Below are 17,395 nucleotides of genomic sequence, written 5' to 3'. Positions count from 1 at the left end.
CCCTTTTTTATTGGAGAATTAACGGTAAATCGTCAGTGTTTGCCCCGGTCGAATGATGCTATTCCGCGACAGACGGTTCCATTTGGTGAGCTGGCTGACTTTTACTTTAAACTTACGAGCAATGGTTGATAGTGAATCACCGGATTTTACACGGTATGAGGTTTTCGCTGAGGCGTAACTGGCATAGCGTTTGGACCAGACTTTGAGTTTTTGACCTATGCGTAAGGTACTGTTTTTACTGATATTATTCCAACGTGCTATTTTCGAAGAGCTGACCCCGAAGCGTTTTCCGATACTCCACAAATTATCACCACTGCGTACCCGGTAGGTCTGGTAACGCCGACGTTGACGGTTTTTATCGAGAGTGGCCATGAAATTCAGTTCGTGCTCAGAAGCATTAGCAAAGCCAGGCATTTTTAGAACCTGTCCAACTTGTAAGAAATCTGATTTGAGCTTATTAATACTCTTTAAAGTTGGAACGGAAGTTTTATGTTTTTTGGCGATAAGACTCAGGTTATCACCAGACTTTACGGTATAGGTGAGTAAACCCAGGCTTTGCCCAGGGTTTATATTCATTAAACCTTTTTGGAATAATTGAATATTTTTGGTTGGTACCAGTATGGTCGCCTGGCCATGTTCTTCCGGAATAAATAACTTGTTATATGCTGGATTTAACCGATAAAACTCAGATTTATTGATATGGGCAATTTTGGCCAGCTCCATCAGATTCGCTGGCGCATCAACGGTTACTTCTGTGAATGCAGGCGTATTTTCGATAAAAGGCAGGTCAACGTTATAGTCCTGCGGATTGAGGAAAATTTTAGATAAAGCGATCCATTTGGGGACATGGCGCATGGTTTCCCGGGGCAAGCGTAATGACCAATAATCGGTTGGTTTGCCCTGGCGTCGGTTGCGCTTGATGGCTTTAAGGACATTACCTTGTCCCACGTTGTAAGCCGCTACGGTCAGTAACCAGTCGCCATCAAACATGTCATTAAGGTATTCGTAATAGTCTAATGCTGCCTGAGTAGAGGCCACCACATCGCGTCGGCCGTCGTACCACTGATCGATTTGAAGACCGAAGCCTCTGGCCGTGCGTGGCATAAACTGCCACAGCCCAGCTGCCTGCACTACTGAGTGAGCGAGAGGGTCAAAATTACTTTCCACCATTGGAGTGAAGGCCAACTCAACGGGCATATCGCGTTTGTGTAATTCGTTGATAATATAATGCAAATAGGGCGCGGCTTTGTTAGCACGCTTGACCAGCAAGTCCTTATGTCTTAAAAAGCGCTTTTTGTGTTGAGTGATTCGGCTATTGGAAAGACTGGTTAAGCTTTGTTCTGCACTTAAAACGTCCCATAAATTTTCAGGCGCTTCGGGTTTTAGATCTTTCGTCACCAGTTCGACTTCGGGTGAACGCTCTCCCTGTTCCAGGTCCGGTGCTGGGAGTGGTTGATTTTCCTTAGCTTTTTTACTATTGCTAATGTCGTTCGGTGATTCTTTTTTTAATGTACTGCAGGCCGTTAAAACCAGCAGTGATAATAATGCAATGCGCTTCATAAACGTTATTTTAGTTAAAAATTATCTTTTAGTTGGCGGATTGTAGCAAAAGTTCGGACAGGATCAGAGAAAGTTTTTTCCATGCTCGCGTGGCCGGCCACTTCCTGAAGAGTTTTTTGATCACAACGAAGAAAAGGATTAAAGCTTAATTCTTCGCCAATTGTGGATGGCAGGGTAGGCTTCCCCTCTGCCCTGAGTTTCTCTGAGTGCTTAATAGCTTCGGTTATTGCCGTATTGTCGGGTTCCACGGATTGGGCAAAGCGTAAATTAGCCAGGGTATACTCGTGGGTACAATAAACTTTAGTGTCAGTCGGTAACTGTGCTAGTTTTTGCAGGGATTGGTAAAACACTGGCGGTGTTCCTTCAAACATGCGACCACAGCCTGCTTTAAACAGGGTATCGCCACAGAACAAGGCTCCGTGACCGTAGAAAGCGATATGGCCCATGGTGTGGCCTGGTACTTCAATAACCCCAAAGTGGTAGTTGCCATTGAGTATGGAGATCTGGTCGCCCTCTGTTAAGTCCTGATCAGAGAACGGCTGCTGGTCGTGGAGTGGGGCAAACACGCGGCATGAATAGCGCTCTTTGAGCGCATTGACGCCACCGACATGATCGGGGTGGTGGTGGGTGATTAAAATGGTTTCCAGGCTTAGCTGATGACGCTCCAGGTATTCGATAACCGGGTTGGCATCACCGGGATCAACGACTGCCACGGCAGAGCCATTTGGGGCTTTAATAACCCAGATATAGTTATCGCTAAAGGCTTCAAGTGGGATGACTTTCATAATTATACTGTAGAGTGTTTGCGTGCTATAGGGTCTCGGGTTAGCATGACCTTACTGTACAAGACTGGTTTAAGCCTAGCAACTGATGGATGGGAATGGAACGATTATTTGAGCTCAGTTGGCCAACGATGCCAGCGGGAAACCGCATTCGTTACCTATGGCAGGAATGGTTGCAACAGCATCTTGAGGAATACCATGGTGGTTACCTGTTGAGTCTGGATAGCCTGACTCAAAGTTTGAGCTTGCCAGATAACGTGTTCGAGTACCATATCCGGCTAGGGGATGGTCTCGGACATTGTATTGAGGCCAGGCCGGATCAATTGCCTATTATGACTGATTCTATGCAGGCGGTCATCTTAAGCCATGCTCTCGAATACGGAAATAACCCTGGTGTTCTTTTAGGTGAGGTGCACCGAGCATTAGCACCTCAAGGCCTGCTCTATGTGTTACTATATGCGCCGATGAATCCTTGGATGATGAAAGCCAGAATGCATCTGAATCGCCGCAAAAAAAGCTTACCTTTGCAACCGATAGGTATTCGACGTTATCAGGAATGGCTAAATTTACTTGGTTTCAAAACGCTGGAAATTGAGGCGATTGGTTGCCCCTGGTGGCGTGGATTTAAAGAATTTGAGAAGAAGTCGGAGATGTCTAAGGCCTGGTTGTCTGCTCCTATTGCCTATATGGTGAAAGCGGAGAAGAAGGTCTCAACCATGACCCCGGTTTCGCCACTTGAGCAACGGGAAGCCATTGCGTTAGGCGGTAAGCTGGCAAATGTTTAAACTCGCAACATTGTGAACAATAACGATAAGAGACACTGTGAAAAAAATTGAAATTTATACTGATGGTGCCTGCAAGGGAAACCCGGGCCCTGGCGGCTGGGGAGCTTTACTCCGTTACGGCGACCACGAAAAGCGCTTGTATGGCGGGGAACTTGAAACTACTAATAACCGTATGGAGCTGACAGCCGCAATCGAAGCGCTGAAAGCGTTAAAACGTTCCTGTCAGGTCGAATTAACTACTGACTCGGTGTATGTAAAAAATGGTATCAACCAATGGTTAGAGGGATGGAAAGCTAAAGGTTGGAAAACGGCCAGCAAGAAGCCTGTGAAAAACAAAGACTTGTGGCAGGCATTGGATGAGCAGGTGGCAAAGCATCGGATTAACTGGCACTGGGTGAAAGGCCATAGTGGTCATCCTGAGAATGAAATTGCCGATGAATTAGCCAATTTGGGTGTTGAGAAAGTATTAAGTGAGCAGAAAGAACCATGAGACAGATTGTACTGGATACAGAAACCACCGGTTTAGAACCATCCGATGGGCATCGTATTATTGAAATTGGTTGTGTCGAGATGGTTAACCGTAAGTTGACGGGGAATCATTATCATCAATACATCAAGCCCGATCGTGAAATCGACGAGGGGGCAATCGAAGTGCACGGCATTACCAATGAATTCCTTGCCGATAAGCCGACGTTCGATGAGGTTGCCGGGCAGTTCTTAGAATATATTGACGGGGCAGAGCTCGTCATTCATAACGCGCCGTTCGACGTGGGATTTATTGACCATGAGCTAAAACTTTATGATCCCAGTAAGGGTAAGACGACCGATTACTGTACTGTACTGGATACTTTAGTTCTGGCAAGGCAGATGCACCCTGGTCAACGCAACAGTCTGGACGCACTCTGTAAGCGTTACGATATTGATAACAGTCACCGTGATCTCCATGGCGCTTTGCTTGACTCGGAGATTTTAGCAGACGTTTATCTGCGCATGACAGGCGGTCAAACCAATCTGACTTTAGGTCAACAAACGACATCCAGCAATGATGGCAGCGAATTAAAAGTAAGGAAGTTATCGAAAGATCGACCTGCTTTAAAGGTAATTAAGGCCACAAACGACGAACTTAAAGCACATCAAGGAAAAATTAACAGTATGGATAACGCGCTATGGAGTGATTTATGACCGCATAAGTGTGTACTGATTAGTCTCTCACGACTGAGCACCTGAAGCTAAATCGGAGCCGCTATGCGTAAAAGCCATACAGTATTGATTCGTAACGCTCTAACAAACCAATTGATGGGACGGCTTAATATCTTTTGTCCGAAACCGTCGATTTGTTTTACCCGAACATAAAAAGTAAAAAAAAGTTACTTTTATAGACAGCTTATTTATGTAGTTATTCGGGAGTGATTTTTGTCTAATTACTGCTCAGTGCGGTGCTTGCGCGGTATTTGGGGGGTTGCTACAATCTTTTGACTTTGTTGGTAATTGCATAACATCGGCTACAAGCCATGCGGGATTTTGGGGCTTGGCAGTCGCTGCGAATAAGGTGCTATAAAACTACATGAAGAAAAAAACAAATCTTCGCTATATCATCAGTCTAATTGTTGTGTTATCACTCATCTGGATTGGTAACTCAGGTTTCTTTAATGGTTTGCTATTATCGCTAGGTGCTGTGTCGGTGGCTTTTGTGGTTTTTATGGCTTTCCGTTTGAATATTCTGGATGAAGAATCTCAGCCATTACAGGTCAGCCGTCGAATCATTGTTTACTGGTTGTGGTTACTGAAAGCCCTGGTGGAATCCAACCTCTCTGTTATAAAACGTATTTGGAAAGGTCCAAAGTCTCTGGATCCTGTTGTTGCGCGACTCCCGATGAGCCAAGAAACGGATATGGGGAAAACTATTTATGCTAACTCCATTACGTTAACCCCCGGAACTACGACTCTTGATATTGAAGGCGACACAATGATTGTGTACGCACTGTCCTATGATGCGATTGAATATCTTCAAGGCGGAGATATGGATCGTCGTGTTAAGCGTTTGGAGGAATAATGTTTCTAGCCGCTATAATTGCCATTTTGGTAGCCATGGCGTTGGCTTTAGTGCGCGCTTTTATAGGGCCAACGCTATATGACCGCATATTGGCCGTTAATATGTTCGGTACCAAAACCGTTTTATTCATTGCGATTTTAGGGTATTTGATGGGGCGCCCGGACTTTCTGGATGTGGCACTTGTTTATGCCCTGATCAACTTTATCGCCATCATTGGCGTATTACGCTTTTTTGAGTACAAAAAAGCTGATCCAGAAGAGGAGGTTAAATGAGCTTCTTTATCGATGGTTTAAGCTGGGCGCTACTCATCATTGGCGGCTTTATTTGCTTTTCCGGTGCGATTGGAATTCATCGTTTTCCTGAATTCTTTAGTCGCATGCACGCAGCAAGCGTGACGGATACTTTAGGCAGTGGCTTAATCCTGATTGGATTAATGCTTCAAACCGGAGGCGAGGTCATTGTCCTGGTTAAGTTAATATTGATTTTGCTGTTTATCTTAATTACCAGTCCGACGGCCAGTCATGCGCTAGCAAAAGCTGCACTGCATGGTGGTCTTCGTCCAATGCAAGGAAGCCATAAAAACGATAAGGAAGATGTATTGAACAAGTTCGGACGTCAAAATACGTCTGATGATGAACAATAATAAGGAGTCGAGTCATAGAAATTTTAATTAATGTCATATTGTTGGCGTTCTTAGCGATGACAGCTCTGTCCTTAGCCTTCACTAAGGACCTGTTTGCTTCAGTCATGCTAACGGGGATTTACAGCCTGTTATCGGCTGGGTTCTTTGTTTTAATGGATGCGGTTGACGTTGCTTTTACTGAAGCTGCGGTTGGCGCCGGTATTTCAACGATTCTGATGTTGACGACCCTGACCATGACCGGGCGCTTTGAAAATAGAAAGCTACACCATCCCAAGATAGCCCTCAGCGTGGTTATTGTGACGGGCATTATGCTCGTCATGGGTACGGTGGATATGCCGGCTTTCGGTTCGCCATCGGCACCGGCACAAACCCATGTCGCCCCTTACTATATTCAGCAGTCGGCACAGGATATTGATATTCCCAATATCGTTACTTCGGTGTTAGCCAGTTATCGTGGTTTCGATACCTTTGGTGAAGTAGTGGTGGTATTCACTGCTGTTATCGGTGTTCTGGCATTGCTTGAGTTTGCTCGCGTCGAGCGTGCAGACAGTGAAAAGCCCGTCCCAATGTTGCAGCATAAGATCTTACGTATCGTCAGCAAGATTTTGATTCCACCGATTATGCTGTTCGCCTTATACGTACAGTTTCACGGCGAATATAGTCCCGGTGGAGGATTCCAGGCGGGTGTGATTTTTGCTTCGAGCATTATTCTTTACGCCATGTTGTTTGGTATCGAGCAGACTCGAAAAGCTGTTTCTGTGCCTGTGGTTAAAGTGCTTTCGGCTTTGGGCGTACTGATTTATGGCAGCGTGGGTATCGCCAGTATGTTGAATGGCGGCACCTATCTGAATTACAGCGTATTAGCCGAGAACGATGTAACTGGCCAGCATATTGGCATTATCGTGATTGAGCTGGGCGTTGGTATCACTGTTGCAACGGCAATGATTTTGATCTTCTTAACCTTTGCCAGAAGAATTGGCAAAACTGAAGAGGAGACGGCATGAATTTTCTCGAACAGTACAATTACTGGATTGTAATATTACTAATGATGAGTGGGTTTTATATTGTTATCGCCCACGGTAATTTGGTCAAAAAGTTAATGGGGTTGACCATTTTTCAGACTTCAGTCTTCATCTTATACATCAGTATCAGTAAGGTTATCGGTGGCACTGCGCCCATTCTCGATGATCAATATGAAGTCTACACAAACCCTTTGCCTCACGTGCTTATTCTGACGGCGATTGTCGTTGGTGTGGCGACAACAGCTCTGGGCCTTGCTCTGGCTGTGCGCATTAAAGAAGCATACGGCACTGTAGAAGAAGACGTTATTCAAGAAAAAGACTTGCAGCAAGAGGGTTCTACAGAGTGATTCAACATTTACCGATTTTGCAGGTAATTATTCCATTACTTGCAGCACCGATATGTTTTATTTTGCGTGAAGCGAAGCTTGTTCGCTGGTTCGTGCTGCTGGCCAATATTATGGCTTTTGTCGTCAGTATCATGCTATTGCAGCAGGTCAATGTTCACGGCACCCTGGTCTATACTTTGGGTGGCTGGGAAGCACCTATTGGTATTGAGTACCGGATTGATGAGTTAAATGCTTACTTGCTGATTCTGGTCACTTCCATCAGCACCGTTACTTTGATGGCTGCTGGTTCCAGTCTGAACAAGGAGATGAAAGAGAGTAAGCAGACCTACTTTTATATAGCCTATATGTTGTGTTTGACTGGGTTGTTGGGCATTTTAGCGACAGGCGATGCGTTTAACGTCTTCGTTTTCCTCGAAATTTCGTCATTAGCTTCTTATACCATGATTGCCATGGGTAATGATCGTCGCTCACTTTGGGCTTCCTACCAGTATTTGATCATGGGGACCATCGGTGCGACCTTTATCCTGATTGGTATTGGTTTGATGTACATGATGACCGGTACGCTTAATATGCACGACCTGGCCGAGCGACTGGTTGAAGTGGAGCAGACTAAAACAGTCTTTACAGCATTCGCGTTCTTTCTGGTCGGTGTGTGTTTGAAGCTGGCTTTATTCCCGCTGCACTTATGGTTGCCGAACGCTTATGCTTATGCGCCCTCTATCGCTACCGTCTTTCTGGCAGCTACGGCGACCAAGGTGGCTATCTATATCTTGTTGCGCTTTATTTTCTCCGTGTACGGCTTTGAGTTTTCATTCTCACATCTGCCGTTGACTGAAATACTGGTGAGTCTGGGGTTAGTGGGTATTATTGCCGCTTCTATCGTTGCCATCTATCAGACCAATGTGAAGCGACTATTTGCTTACTCCAGTGTCAGTCAAATTGGTTATATGATCCTGGGACTGGGTATTGGCAACAAAACGGGCCTTACAGCGACACTGTTACACTTGTTCAATCACGCGTTAATGAAAAGTGCTATTTTCCTTGCGTTAGCTGGTGTGGTTTATCGAATAGGTAACGTTAATATAAAAAACTTCGCTGGATTAGGGCGTCAGATGCCCTGGACCATGGCTGCGATCGTGATTGGTGGCTTAAGCTTAATAGGCGTGCCGTTGACGGTTGGCTTTGTCAGTAAGTGGTATCTGGTTTTAGCATTGCTGGAAAATGGCTGGTGGCCCATTGCGGTATTGGTTTTGGTCGGCTCCTTGCTTGCCATCGCTTATATCTGGCGCATCGTTGAAGTGGCTTACTTTAAAGCACCATTGCAAAATAACCAGTCGCATAAGGAAGCGCCGCCGGCAATTCTTATCCCGGCCTGGATTTTTGTTATTGCAAATTTCTACTTCGGTATTGATACCAGTTTCACAGCCGGTTTATCAGAAAGGACGGCGGAATTATTGTTTGGGGTGGTGAAATGATGGAGCAAGAGTTATTAATGCAGTGGATCATCATACTGCCACTATTAGCAATCCCTGGGATCTTATTGTTCCATAAGCAACCGAATCTACGCGAAGCGATCACTTTAATCGCTGGTGCTTTGCTATTGGTTGCTGTGGTAGCTTTCTATCAGGGCTTTGACGCTGGTAATGCGCCTTATATCCATTGGTGGGAGTTGATGCCTGGTTTGGATATTGCATTTCGGGCTGAGCCACTGGGAGTACTGTTCACGTTAGTTGCAGGTTCATTGTGGTTAGTGACTTCAATTTACGCCATTGGCTATATGCGTGGCCATAACGAGGCTAATCAGACGCGCTTTTATGCCTGCTTCGCGGTCGCGATTTCGGCCGTGATGGGGTTGGCGTTTGCCGATAACCTGTTCACCTTGTTCGTGTTTTATGAGGTCTTGACCCTGTCAACCTATCCACTGGTGACACATGCAGGAACTGATAAGGCGCGTCACGGTGGTCGAGTCTATTTATCAATATTACTGACCACTTCGATACTGTTCCTGTTGTTTGGCATTATCGGCACTTGGAGCGTGACTGATACCCTGACCTTTGCCGAAGGCGGCATTTTTGACGACTCGGTTTCGCCTGTAGTAGCAGGAGTTCTATTGGTGCTGTTTGTTTTTGGTATCGGTAAAGCTGCGGTGATGCCATTCCATCGCTGGTTACCGGCAGCCATGGTCGCGCCAACGCCAGTGAGTGCTCTGTTACATGCCGTAGCAGTTGTAAAGGCGGGTGTTTTCTCCATTCTTAAGGTCTGTGTCTATGTATTTGGCATTGACCTGCTTAATGAGCTAACCATCACTGACTGGTTGCTGTATGTAGCCACCGCATCGGTTCTGTTAGCATCGCTGGTCGCCATGCGTCAGGATAACCTGAAAAAACGTTTAGCTTACTCCACCGTCAGTCAGCTGGGGTATATTACCATTGGTGCCTTATTGGCAACCCAGGCGGGAGTACTCGGGGGAGCACTGCACATTGTGGCGCATGCTTTCGGTAAGATTACGCTGTTCTTCTGCGCCGGCGCCATTATGGTGGCAGCGCATAAGACTGAAATCAGTGATATGCGCGGACTTGGCAAAACTATGCCGGTTACCATGATCGCTTTCTTTATCGGTAGCTTAAGTATTATCGGCTTACCGCCCGCGATGGGCATGTGGAGTAAGTGGTATCTGTTGATGGGGACCCTGGAAGCTGAGCAGTGGGCTGTGATGATTGTATTGATGATCAGTTCTCTTTTGAACATTGCTTACTTACTGCCGATTCCAATTCGCGCCTTTTTTGACGGTAAGAGAAGCGTCGTTTCCATTAATCGAGGTGAGATTAAAGAAGCACCCTGGCCGAGTTTGTTGGCACTGAGCATTACTGCCATCATGACCATTGTCTTCTTTTTCTGGCCACAGGTCTTTTACGGACTAGCAGAAACATTGGCTGGCGTCGCTGGAGGTACAAATGGCTGAGAATAATAATAGCGAAAAAAAGTACTTGTTCGATAAACCAAAAAACGTTAAGCGTTTACTCTATGGTTTGTATAGCTGCTGTATTGCCTTAGTGCTGTTGGAGTTTGTGATCCACCGCCATATCTATCACTCATGGGAAGAGCTTTTTGGCTTTTACCCCATCTACGGCTTTATCGGCTGTGTGCTTTTGGTACTGATTGCAAAGTGGATGAGAACTTTTTTAATGCGTGATGAAGACTATTACGACAAGCTTGAACAGAAGCAGCATCAGCTAAAGACAGATGCTGAGACATCTAGCGAATCAACGAAAGACTCGAAAGGGGGCAGCGATGTGGATGCCTGAGTTACCAGCTTTCGTCCCTTTTTTCATTGGTGCGGTACTTGCTCTTGTTACCAGCGGCAAAGTACGTCAGGCCATTCTATTAATCACGCCGGTACTGAGTGGTTTGCACTTACTTACCGTACCGGTGGGAACCATACTGAGCTTTGACTTCCTGAGCTTCCAGTTACAAGTTTTTGAAGTTGATAAACTAAGCCTGTTATTCGGTTATATTTTCCATATAGCAGCCTTTATCTGCATGCTCTTTGCGCTACACGTTAAAGATACACTTCAGCAGGTCAGTGGCCTGTTATATGCTGGCAGCGCTATCGGTGCTGTCTTTGCAGGTGACTTAATCACCTTGTTTATCTTTTGGGAATTGCTGGCGGTAACATCAGTCTTCCTGATCTGGGCGCGTCGCACAGAGCGCTCCTATATTGCTGGTTTGCGTTATTTGATCATTCAGGTTCTGTCTGGAGTAATCCTGCTGGTTGGTATTATTTTCTATGCCTATAAGAACCAGTCCATTGATTTTGAGTTTATCGGCCTTGGCGATACTGCCAGCTGGCTTATTTTCATCGCCTTCGGTATTAAGTGTGCCTTCCCGATGCTGCACAATTGGCTGACGGATGCTTACCCTGAGGCAACGCCAACAGGGACCGTGTTCCTGAGTGCTTTCACCACAAAAGTAGCGGTATACGCTCTGGCTCGTGCTTATCCGGGTACCGAGCTGCTGATTTATATTGGCGTTATCATGGCCTGCTTCCCAATTTTCTTTGCTGTGATTGAAAATGACCTGAGACGTGTACTGGCTTACAGTATGATTAACCAGATCGGCTTTATGGTAGTGGGTATCGGTATCGGTACGGCGCTGGCTGTCAATGGTGCCGTTTCTCACGCCTTTAACGATATCCTATTTAAGGGATTGTTATTCATGTCGATGGGCGCCGTCCTGCACATGACAGGTAAGATCGATGGTTCCCGCCTGGGTGGTCTCTATAAGACGATGCCGAAAACCGCCATTTTATGTATGGTTGGAGCCGCGTCGATTTCGGCTTTCCCGCTGTTCAGCGGTTTCGTCAGTAAGTCGATGGTGATGTCAGCCGCATTGAATAATGGTTATGGCTGGGCATGGGCTTTGTTGCTGTTCTCGGCAGCGGGTGTGTTCCACCATGCGGGTATTAAAATTCCTTACTTTGCCTTCTTCGCACACGACTCGGGGATTCGAACCAGTGAGCCGCCGAAAAATATGCTGATGGCCATGAGTATCGCCGCAGTATTATGTATTGCGATAGGTGTCTATCCACAGGCGTTATATAGCTTGTTGCCATTCGATACCGGATATAATCCATATGATGCTACGCACGTATTAACACAAACTCAGTTACTGTTCTTCTCCGCGTTGGCCTTCGTCTGGTTAAACTTGAGAGGTATGTACCCACCTGAGTTACCATCGGTGAATCTGGATATTGACTGGATTTACCGTCGACTGTTCCCGGCGATACTAACACCATTTTTCAGCACCTTTTGGGCCATTGATAGAGCCGTTCGTCGTGTCTTTATGCGTGGGGTTAACGGCCTATTAGATATGATCTCACGCCACGAGCCTGACGGTATTCTGTCACGAACCCAGCTATCTGGCAGTATGGTGGTTTGGGTCACCATTGTATTAGCGGTTTACCTGATACTAAGCTTTTGGTAGCTAAAATGGTTATTGTGATGAGAGAAGCCGGCTTTTGCCGGTTTCTTTTTGTGGGGTACTAACCTTGCTGGAATACAATACCCTTGACCGGCGAGGTTTATCTTTTCAGGGTTTTAGGGTATTTTACTGCGATGCATAACGATACTAAATCTGATAATTAGGCGCTAAGCCTGATCTGAACTTTGGGTTATTTCCTAAGGGTGTTTGTGTTACAGCTGGAAATGATCCCGACTATATGCTAAAAAACGAGGTGAGGGTTGACCTCTTACCAGTTATATAACATTACTAAATAAGCGGGGATAGCTGATGGCTTCTACAGCTAAAGCATTAACGCCAGCAGCATTTGCTGAGCAGTACATTGTTGAATCGATTTGGAATGGCAAATTTCCAGCAGGAACTATTTTACCTGCGGAGCGTGAGCTTGCTGAAATTATTGGAGTAACTCGAACCACGTTGCGTGAAGTATTACAGCGTTTAGCTCGTGACGGTTGGTTAACCATTCAACACGGCAAACCGACTAAAGTGAATGATATCTGGCAGTCAGCCACACTTAATGTCTTAGATACATTGGTGACTTTGGACGATGCCGGTTCCATGACGCTGGCGGATAACCTGTTAAGAGCACGCACATCCATTGTCAGTATCTTCATGCGTGATGCGGTAAAAAAAGAGCCTGAGAAGCTACTAGAAGTCCTCGCCGATTTGGATAAGGTTCCAAACACTGCTGAAGGTTATATTGACTTTGATTGGCATTTTCATCACTCAGCGACCCGAGCCTGTGGTAACCCTATCTATACATTGATGTTAAACGGGTTTGAGGCAATATATTACAAAATAGGTCGCTTTTACTTTGGCTGGGAACAAACTCGACGTCTTGCTCATAACTACTATCGCCAATTAGAAGAAGCTATCAAAGATAAAGATGTGGAAAAGGTTAACAAGATTCTGTGGGACTACGGTCATCAGAGTGGCGAGTTGTGGAATAAGGCCAAGGGTGAAATGACATCTTTTAGTGAAATCAGCTAGATTTCATCTGGTAAGTCCACTTGCCAATGGGGTATCTTACAGAGTAGGATTAAAACAATTTTTGAATAAAGATAATGAAATCGGTTAAAACCGCTCACTGATCAACGGGAGTTAGAAATGAAGAAAGCTTTTTACGGAGTGACGCTAATCGGCAGTTTAGTGCTGACTGCGTGTAGTGATGGGCCTGCTGAGCCTAAAATACCAGGTTCTGGTGATGGTAGTACTAAATTTATTGCTCCGGTATATGCTCCTGGGGACGGGGAAATTCCTGTTCCAAACGATCTATTATTCAGTGGTTCAACGGATTTAACGCTTAATATTCCAACCGGTGATCCTGCAGACATGTCGGATCCGCAAAATGCTATCAGTGGCTTAGATGGTTGGTCGACACATGCACCATTTAATATTGAGTTCCGCGGGGCTATCGATGGTGCTAGCGTAGTGCCTGGACAGACGGTACGCCTGTTTAAAGTATCGGTTGCGCGCGGTGAAACTTCGCCTGGCTCGGGTATCCCAAAACCAACCGGTCCAGTGACTGGCGTTGAAAGAGAATTGGCTGCTGGCACTGAGTTTGTTGCTGTGCCAAATGGCCCGGCTGCAGTTGCGGTCGTTCCGCTGACACCGCTCGATCCGCAAGCCAGCTATATGGTGATTGTTACTGACGGCATTAGCGACGTAAATGGCAATGCGCTGATTGAAGATCCGCAGTTCGCAGTCGCTAAATCACCGGATCCAATTCCTGAAGGTTCAGCGACAGCAGGTTTAGAACCGGTACGCCAACTGGTTAATGCGATGCTGGCAGCTGCAGAAGGTGCGGGCGTTGAGCGTGATGGTGTAGTTCTTGCCTATCAATTTACGGTGCAATCGGTCGCTGACTCTCTAGTGGCATCAAAATCTGTCTACCTTGATTCTGCTTTAGCTACCGCGGGTAGCTCGAGCTTTTCAAGCTTAATGACTGATACCACGCCATTTACCGGCATTGGTGCTGCAGATTTATACAAGGGTGCGGTGACATTACCTTATTTATTATCAGCACCTTCTCTAGAAAACCCGACTGCACCACTTAACAGTCAATGGATTGGCGCCGATATGGTTCCTACCGATCAAGGTTTGGTACCTAACCCACTAGCTGGTGCCAATATTACTTATGCCAATAAGTTACCGCAAAGAACGGGTGAAGAGTCTGTACCGTTATTGGTTTCTCTTCCAAAGAATATCCAGTGCCCCAAACCTTACCCGGTGATGATCTTCCAGCACGGAATTACTAGTGATCGTACAGCGATGCTGGGTATCGCTGACACCATGGCCAGTGCCTGTACCGCAGTTGTCTCGATGGATTTACCGTTACACGGAGTTGCCGAAGATAACCCCGTTCACCAAGGTTTGCAGCAAGCCACTGGTGGCGCCATTGGAATTTTTGAGGGGTACTCGCCAAACTCGGTCCGTGAGCGTACTTTTGGTGTGGATTATGTAGTTAACGACTCCAGTCCAACGCAGCCGGGGCAGGATGGTCAGCCTGACTCTTCGGGAGCGCACTTCATTAACTTACAAAACCTATTAGTTTCTCGTGACAACGTGCGTCAGGGTGTTTTGGACTTATTAGCCTTAGAGGCTGAAATTCCTAATATGGATATTGATGGTGATACGGTACCAGACTTTGACGGCTCGAAAATTAGTTTTATGGGGCACTCGTTAGGCGGTATAGTCGGTTCAGATTATATGGCTTTGACGCCCAATACCAAGCAAGGCGTGTTAGCAACTACGAGTGGCAGCATTGCGCAGTTACTGAATGGTTCACCAACCTTCGGCCCAGTTATTCGTGGTGGCTTATCAGCGGCTTCCGGTGTGCCAACGGATGATCCTTCGTTTGTTCCTGAAGTCTTATCGCCATTCCTGTTCGCGGCGCAAACGGTGGTTGATTCGGCGGATCCTGTAAACTACGCAGCGATTGCAGTAGCTAATAATAAACCTACTTTAGCGATTCAGGTTCAAGGCGATACGGTAGTAACTAATACTGTCGACGGTGCCCCTCTCGCGGGTTCAACGCCACATGCTGCATTATTAGGTTTGCCAGTAGTCGTCGAGACAACACAGACGTCTCGCGCTTCAATTAAAGTCTCTACCGGTACTCACGCTACACCATTGACACCAGCGGGTCCAAATGGTGCGACAGAGTTTATCAATCAGACCACGTTAATGCAGAACGCAATTGCCAAATTTATCGCTTCTGGTGGTACTTTGGTAGAAATTACAGACCCATCGCTCGTTGAAGAGTAGTCTGGAATCCATTAGGATGAAAAGCCCTCGTTAGGAGGGCTTTTTTTGTGGTGATTTAAAAACTATAGCATGGCGATTTTTATCCAATTTGTTTAGGTTTTACAGTAAAATCACTGCTTACTGATTGATAACGCCTGATGGGCATTAGTATAAGGTTGCTATGATTGAGTTTTTTACGGAATATGGGCTTTTCTTACTGAAAGCTGGAACTATCATTGTTGGTATCATGCTCGTTTTAGGCTTGATTATTAACGCTGGGCAAAAGCAGCAGCAGGCCATCCCAAAAGGGGAGATGAGGGTAACCAACCTGGGCGATGCTATTAAAGAGCGGAGCCAGGTTATTCAACATGAAGTGATGTCAAAGCATCAATTTAAGCAGGCTCAAAAACGCGACAAAGAGCAGGAGAAAGCGAAACAGAAGGAAGAAAAGCAGCAGCTGAAAGCCTTGAAGAAGGCCGATCAAAAAGTAGATTCAGGTGAGACTGCTTCTGAGACGAGAGCTCGGGTCTATGTGATAGACTTTGATGGCGATATTGAAGCCAGCGACGTGGAGTCCATGCGCGAAGAGATTACCACCATTTTATCGGCTGCAAATGAGGGTGATGAAATCATGGTTCGCCTAAAAAGTCCCGGCGGTATGGTTCATTCCTATGGCTTGGCTGCTTCACAGCTACAGCGGGTGCGTGAGGCAGGTTATAAGCTGACCATTGCCGTTGATGAGGTTGCCGCCAGCGGCGGTTATATGATGGCTTGTGTTGCTGATAAAATTACCGCTGCGCCATTTGCGATCATCGGCTCGATAGGGGTGGTGGCAGAGTTGCCTAATTTTAATCGTTTGCTGAAAAAAGCGAATGTTGACTATGAGCAGCACACCGCTGGTGATTACAAGCGAACACTAACCATGTTCGGCGAAAATACTTCTCATGGCCGTGATAAATTTAAGCAGGATCTGGAAGAAACACATCAGTTATTTAAATCCTTTATTAATGCTAACCGCCCACAGCTGGAATTGGATAAAGTCGCGACAGGTGAGCACTGGTACGGCACTCAGGCAAAAGAATTAGGCTTAGTCGATCATTTGAAAACCAGCGACGATATGATTATCGAGGCACTTAAAGAAAAAGATGTTTATGCGGTGAAATATACTATCAAAAAACCGATCAGTGAGCGGTTATCGGTCAGTTTCAGTCGTGGAATGGAACGTTTAGTTAATCGACTGCTCCACCGTTCTTCGCGTCAAGATTTATTTAAATAGGTGGCGCGTGGATTTTGAGTTTTGGGATAACTGCTGGTCTCGACCATCGCAACCATTCCATTTAAAGCAGACACACCATTTTTTATTGCGATATTATCAGCAGTACTTCGCTGGTAAAAAGAAGGCTCTGCTGCCGCTGTGTGGAAAATCTCAGGATCTTATTTTTCTGGCTCGGAATAATATGCATGCAGTTGGCGTTGAATTTAACCCTAAAGCTGTTGAATCTTTTTGGCAGGCCAATCAGTTAGAGCCAGAGTCTCGTGATGTTGCTGGGAAAAAGCATTTCCGAGCCAGCAACACCGAGCTGTGGCAGTGTGACTTCTTTGAACTCTCGATAAAGGATACAGGTGTATTTGACGTTATCTTTGACAGGGCGGCATTGATTGCTCTTCCTGAGCAACTTCGACAACAATACGCTAACCATTTGCAGAATTTCTTAACTACGGATGGCGTGTTACTAGTGGTGACCATGGATTATGAACCGAATGAGATGAGTGGACCGCCGTTTTATGTGTCGCTCGACGAACTGCAAGAGCTGTTTAGCGAAGCTACTATCACAGAGCTGGATCGTCATACTATTATTGAGTCCCATCCTCGGTGGCAGGAGCTGCAGTTAAGCTGGTTAGATGAGATCGTGTATGAAATTCGTTTTAATTAATTGA

The 17,395-nt window shown here is 46.0% G+C and carries 18 protein-coding genes; 16 read left to right on the top strand and 2 right to left on the bottom strand.

Annotated features, from left to right (window positions below; all coding sequences use genetic code 11):
• Positions 1-18: 18 nt before the first annotated feature.
• Positions 19-1,560: a lytic transglycosylase gene (locus tag H7708_RS00240; protein WP_223668458.1), complete on the bottom strand. Its 1,542-nt coding sequence runs from the start codon at positions 1,558-1,560 to the stop codon at positions 19-21.
• A gap of 14 nt (positions 1,561-1,574) precedes the next feature.
• Positions 1,575-2,348, bottom strand: a complete 774-nt coding sequence (gloB, locus tag H7708_RS00235; protein ID WP_407929710.1) for a hydroxyacylglutathione hydrolase — start codon at positions 2,346-2,348, stop codon at positions 1,575-1,577.
• 92 nt (positions 2,349-2,440) lie between these two features.
• Between gloB and H7708_RS00230 the strand changes: the two genes are divergently transcribed.
• The 16 genes from H7708_RS00230 to H7708_RS00155 all read left to right on the top strand — a co-directional run bounded on the left by H7708_RS00230 (position 2,441) and on the right by H7708_RS00155 (position 17,391).
• A complete protein-coding gene (locus H7708_RS00230) occupies positions 2,441-3,127 on the top strand; it encodes a class I SAM-dependent methyltransferase (RefSeq protein WP_223668456.1) in 687 nt (228 codons plus the stop codon).
• Positions 3,128-3,164: 37 nt separating this feature from the next.
• Positions 3,165-3,617, top strand: coding sequence for a ribonuclease HI (gene rnhA, locus H7708_RS00225; RefSeq protein WP_223668455.1), 453 nt, complete (start codon positions 3,165-3,167; stop codon positions 3,615-3,617).
• On the top strand, positions 3,614-4,309 hold the full coding sequence (gene dnaQ / locus H7708_RS00220; RefSeq protein WP_223668454.1) for a DNA polymerase III subunit epsilon: 696 nt from the start codon (positions 3,614-3,616) through the stop codon (positions 4,307-4,309). The genes rnhA and dnaQ overlap by 4 nt, the downstream gene beginning before the upstream one ends.
• Before the next feature lie 382 nt (positions 4,310-4,691).
• Positions 4,692-5,180 carry a Na+/H+ antiporter subunit E gene (locus H7708_RS00215; protein ID WP_223668453.1) on the top strand — a complete coding sequence of 163 codons (489 nt, stop codon included), beginning with the start codon at positions 4,692-4,694 and terminating at the stop codon, positions 5,178-5,180.
• A complete protein-coding gene (locus H7708_RS00210) occupies positions 5,180-5,452 on the top strand; it encodes a monovalent cation/H+ antiporter complex subunit F (RefSeq protein ID WP_223668452.1) in 273 nt (90 codons plus the stop codon). The genes H7708_RS00215 and H7708_RS00210 overlap by 1 nt, the downstream gene beginning before the upstream one ends.
• On the top strand, positions 5,449-5,823 hold the full coding sequence (gene mnhG / locus H7708_RS00205) for a monovalent cation/H(+) antiporter subunit G (RefSeq protein WP_223668451.1): 375 nt from the start codon (positions 5,449-5,451) through the stop codon (positions 5,821-5,823). Before H7708_RS00210 ends, mnhG begins: the two co-directional genes overlap by 4 nt.
• 14 nt (positions 5,824-5,837) lie before the next feature.
• Positions 5,838-6,827 carry a DUF4040 domain-containing protein gene (locus tag H7708_RS00200; protein WP_407929709.1) on the top strand — a complete coding sequence of 330 codons (990 nt, stop codon included), beginning with the start codon at positions 5,838-5,840 and terminating at the stop codon, positions 6,825-6,827.
• Complete coding sequence (locus H7708_RS00195) at positions 6,824-7,192, top strand: cation:proton antiporter subunit C (RefSeq protein WP_223668450.1); 369 nt, start codon at positions 6,824-6,826, stop codon at positions 7,190-7,192. Before H7708_RS00200 ends, H7708_RS00195 begins: the two co-directional genes overlap by 4 nt.
• A complete protein-coding gene (locus H7708_RS00190; protein ID WP_223668449.1) occupies positions 7,189-8,667 on the top strand; it encodes a monovalent cation/H+ antiporter subunit D family protein in 1,479 nt (492 codons plus the stop codon). Before H7708_RS00195 ends, H7708_RS00190 begins: the two co-directional genes overlap by 4 nt.
• Positions 8,664-10,154, top strand: a complete 1,491-nt coding sequence (locus H7708_RS00185; RefSeq protein WP_223668448.1) for a monovalent cation/H+ antiporter subunit D family protein — start codon at positions 8,664-8,666, stop codon at positions 10,152-10,154. Before H7708_RS00190 ends, H7708_RS00185 begins: the two co-directional genes overlap by 4 nt.
• Positions 10,147-10,497: a hypothetical protein gene (locus H7708_RS00180; protein WP_223668447.1), complete on the top strand. Its 351-nt coding sequence runs from the start codon at positions 10,147-10,149 to the stop codon at positions 10,495-10,497. Before H7708_RS00185 ends, H7708_RS00180 begins: the two co-directional genes overlap by 8 nt.
• Positions 10,484-12,175 (top strand): Na(+)/H(+) antiporter subunit D, encoded by a 1,692-nt coding sequence (locus tag H7708_RS00175; protein ID WP_407929707.1) that lies wholly within the window; start codon positions 10,484-10,486, stop codon positions 12,173-12,175. The genes H7708_RS00180 and H7708_RS00175 overlap by 14 nt, the downstream gene beginning before the upstream one ends.
• Positions 12,176-12,481: 306 nt before the next feature.
• Positions 12,482-13,201 carry a fatty acid metabolism transcriptional regulator FadR gene (gene fadR / locus H7708_RS00170; protein WP_223668445.1) on the top strand — a complete coding sequence of 240 codons (720 nt, stop codon included), beginning with the start codon at positions 12,482-12,484 and terminating at the stop codon, positions 13,199-13,201.
• Between the two features lie 117 nt (positions 13,202-13,318).
• The gene (locus tag H7708_RS00165) at positions 13,319-15,478 is read left to right on the top strand and encodes a hypothetical protein (RefSeq protein WP_223668444.1); all 2,160 of its coding nucleotides are present in this window, start codon (positions 13,319-13,321) and stop codon (positions 15,476-15,478) included.
• A 163-nt stretch (positions 15,479-15,641) separates the two neighbouring features.
• Positions 15,642-16,733: a protease SohB gene (sohB, locus tag H7708_RS00160; RefSeq protein ID WP_407929708.1), complete on the top strand. Its 1,092-nt coding sequence runs from the start codon at positions 15,642-15,644 to the stop codon at positions 16,731-16,733.
• Positions 16,734-16,740: 7 nt separating this feature from the next.
• Positions 16,741-17,391 (top strand): methyltransferase domain-containing protein, encoded by a 651-nt coding sequence (locus tag H7708_RS00155; protein ID WP_223668442.1) that lies wholly within the window; start codon positions 16,741-16,743, stop codon positions 17,389-17,391.
• Positions 17,392-17,395: the final 4 nt, after the last annotated feature.

Origin of the sequence: Kangiella shandongensis (assembly GCF_020005365.1) — a bacterium.
GTDB classification, from domain to species: domain Bacteria; phylum Pseudomonadota; class Gammaproteobacteria; order Enterobacterales; family Kangiellaceae; genus Kangiella; species Kangiella shandongensis.
The sequence above is the reverse complement of the archived record's forward strand: the minus strand, read 5'-3'. Positions and strand labels throughout refer to the sequence as shown.

Bases quoted from the DNA above. Each gene is read 5' to 3' on its own strand.
- H7708_RS00230 (WP_223668456.1), top strand. From the start codon at position 2,441: ATGGAACGATTATTTGAGCTCAGTTGGCCAACGATGCCAGCGGGAAAC.
- H7708_RS00240 (WP_223668458.1), bottom strand. From the start codon at position 1,560: ATGAAGCGCATTGCATTATTATCACTGCTGGTTTTAACGGCCTGCAGT.
- H7708_RS00180 (WP_223668447.1), top strand. From the start codon at position 10,147: ATGGCTGAGAATAATAATAGCGAAAAAAAGTACTTGTTCGATAAACCA.
- H7708_RS00195 (WP_223668450.1), top strand. From the start codon at position 6,824: ATGAATTTTCTCGAACAGTACAATTACTGGATTGTAATATTACTAATG.
- mnhG (WP_223668451.1), top strand. From the start codon at position 5,449: ATGAGCTTCTTTATCGATGGTTTAAGCTGGGCGCTACTCATCATTGGC.
- H7708_RS00210 (WP_223668452.1), top strand. From the start codon at position 5,180: ATGTTTCTAGCCGCTATAATTGCCATTTTGGTAGCCATGGCGTTGGCT.
- H7708_RS00185 (WP_223668448.1), top strand. From the start codon at position 8,664: ATGATGGAGCAAGAGTTATTAATGCAGTGGATCATCATACTGCCACTA.
- H7708_RS00165 (WP_223668444.1), top strand. From the start codon at position 13,319: ATGAAGAAAGCTTTTTACGGAGTGACGCTAATCGGCAGTTTAGTGCTG.
- dnaQ (WP_223668454.1), top strand. From the start codon at position 3,614: ATGAGACAGATTGTACTGGATACAGAAACCACCGGTTTAGAACCATCC.
- H7708_RS00175 (WP_407929707.1), top strand. From the start codon at position 10,484: ATGTGGATGCCTGAGTTACCAGCTTTCGTCCCTTTTTTCATTGGTGCG.
- H7708_RS00215 (WP_223668453.1), top strand. From the start codon at position 4,692: ATGAAGAAAAAAACAAATCTTCGCTATATCATCAGTCTAATTGTTGTG.
- fadR (WP_223668445.1), top strand. From the start codon at position 12,482: ATGGCTTCTACAGCTAAAGCATTAACGCCAGCAGCATTTGCTGAGCAG.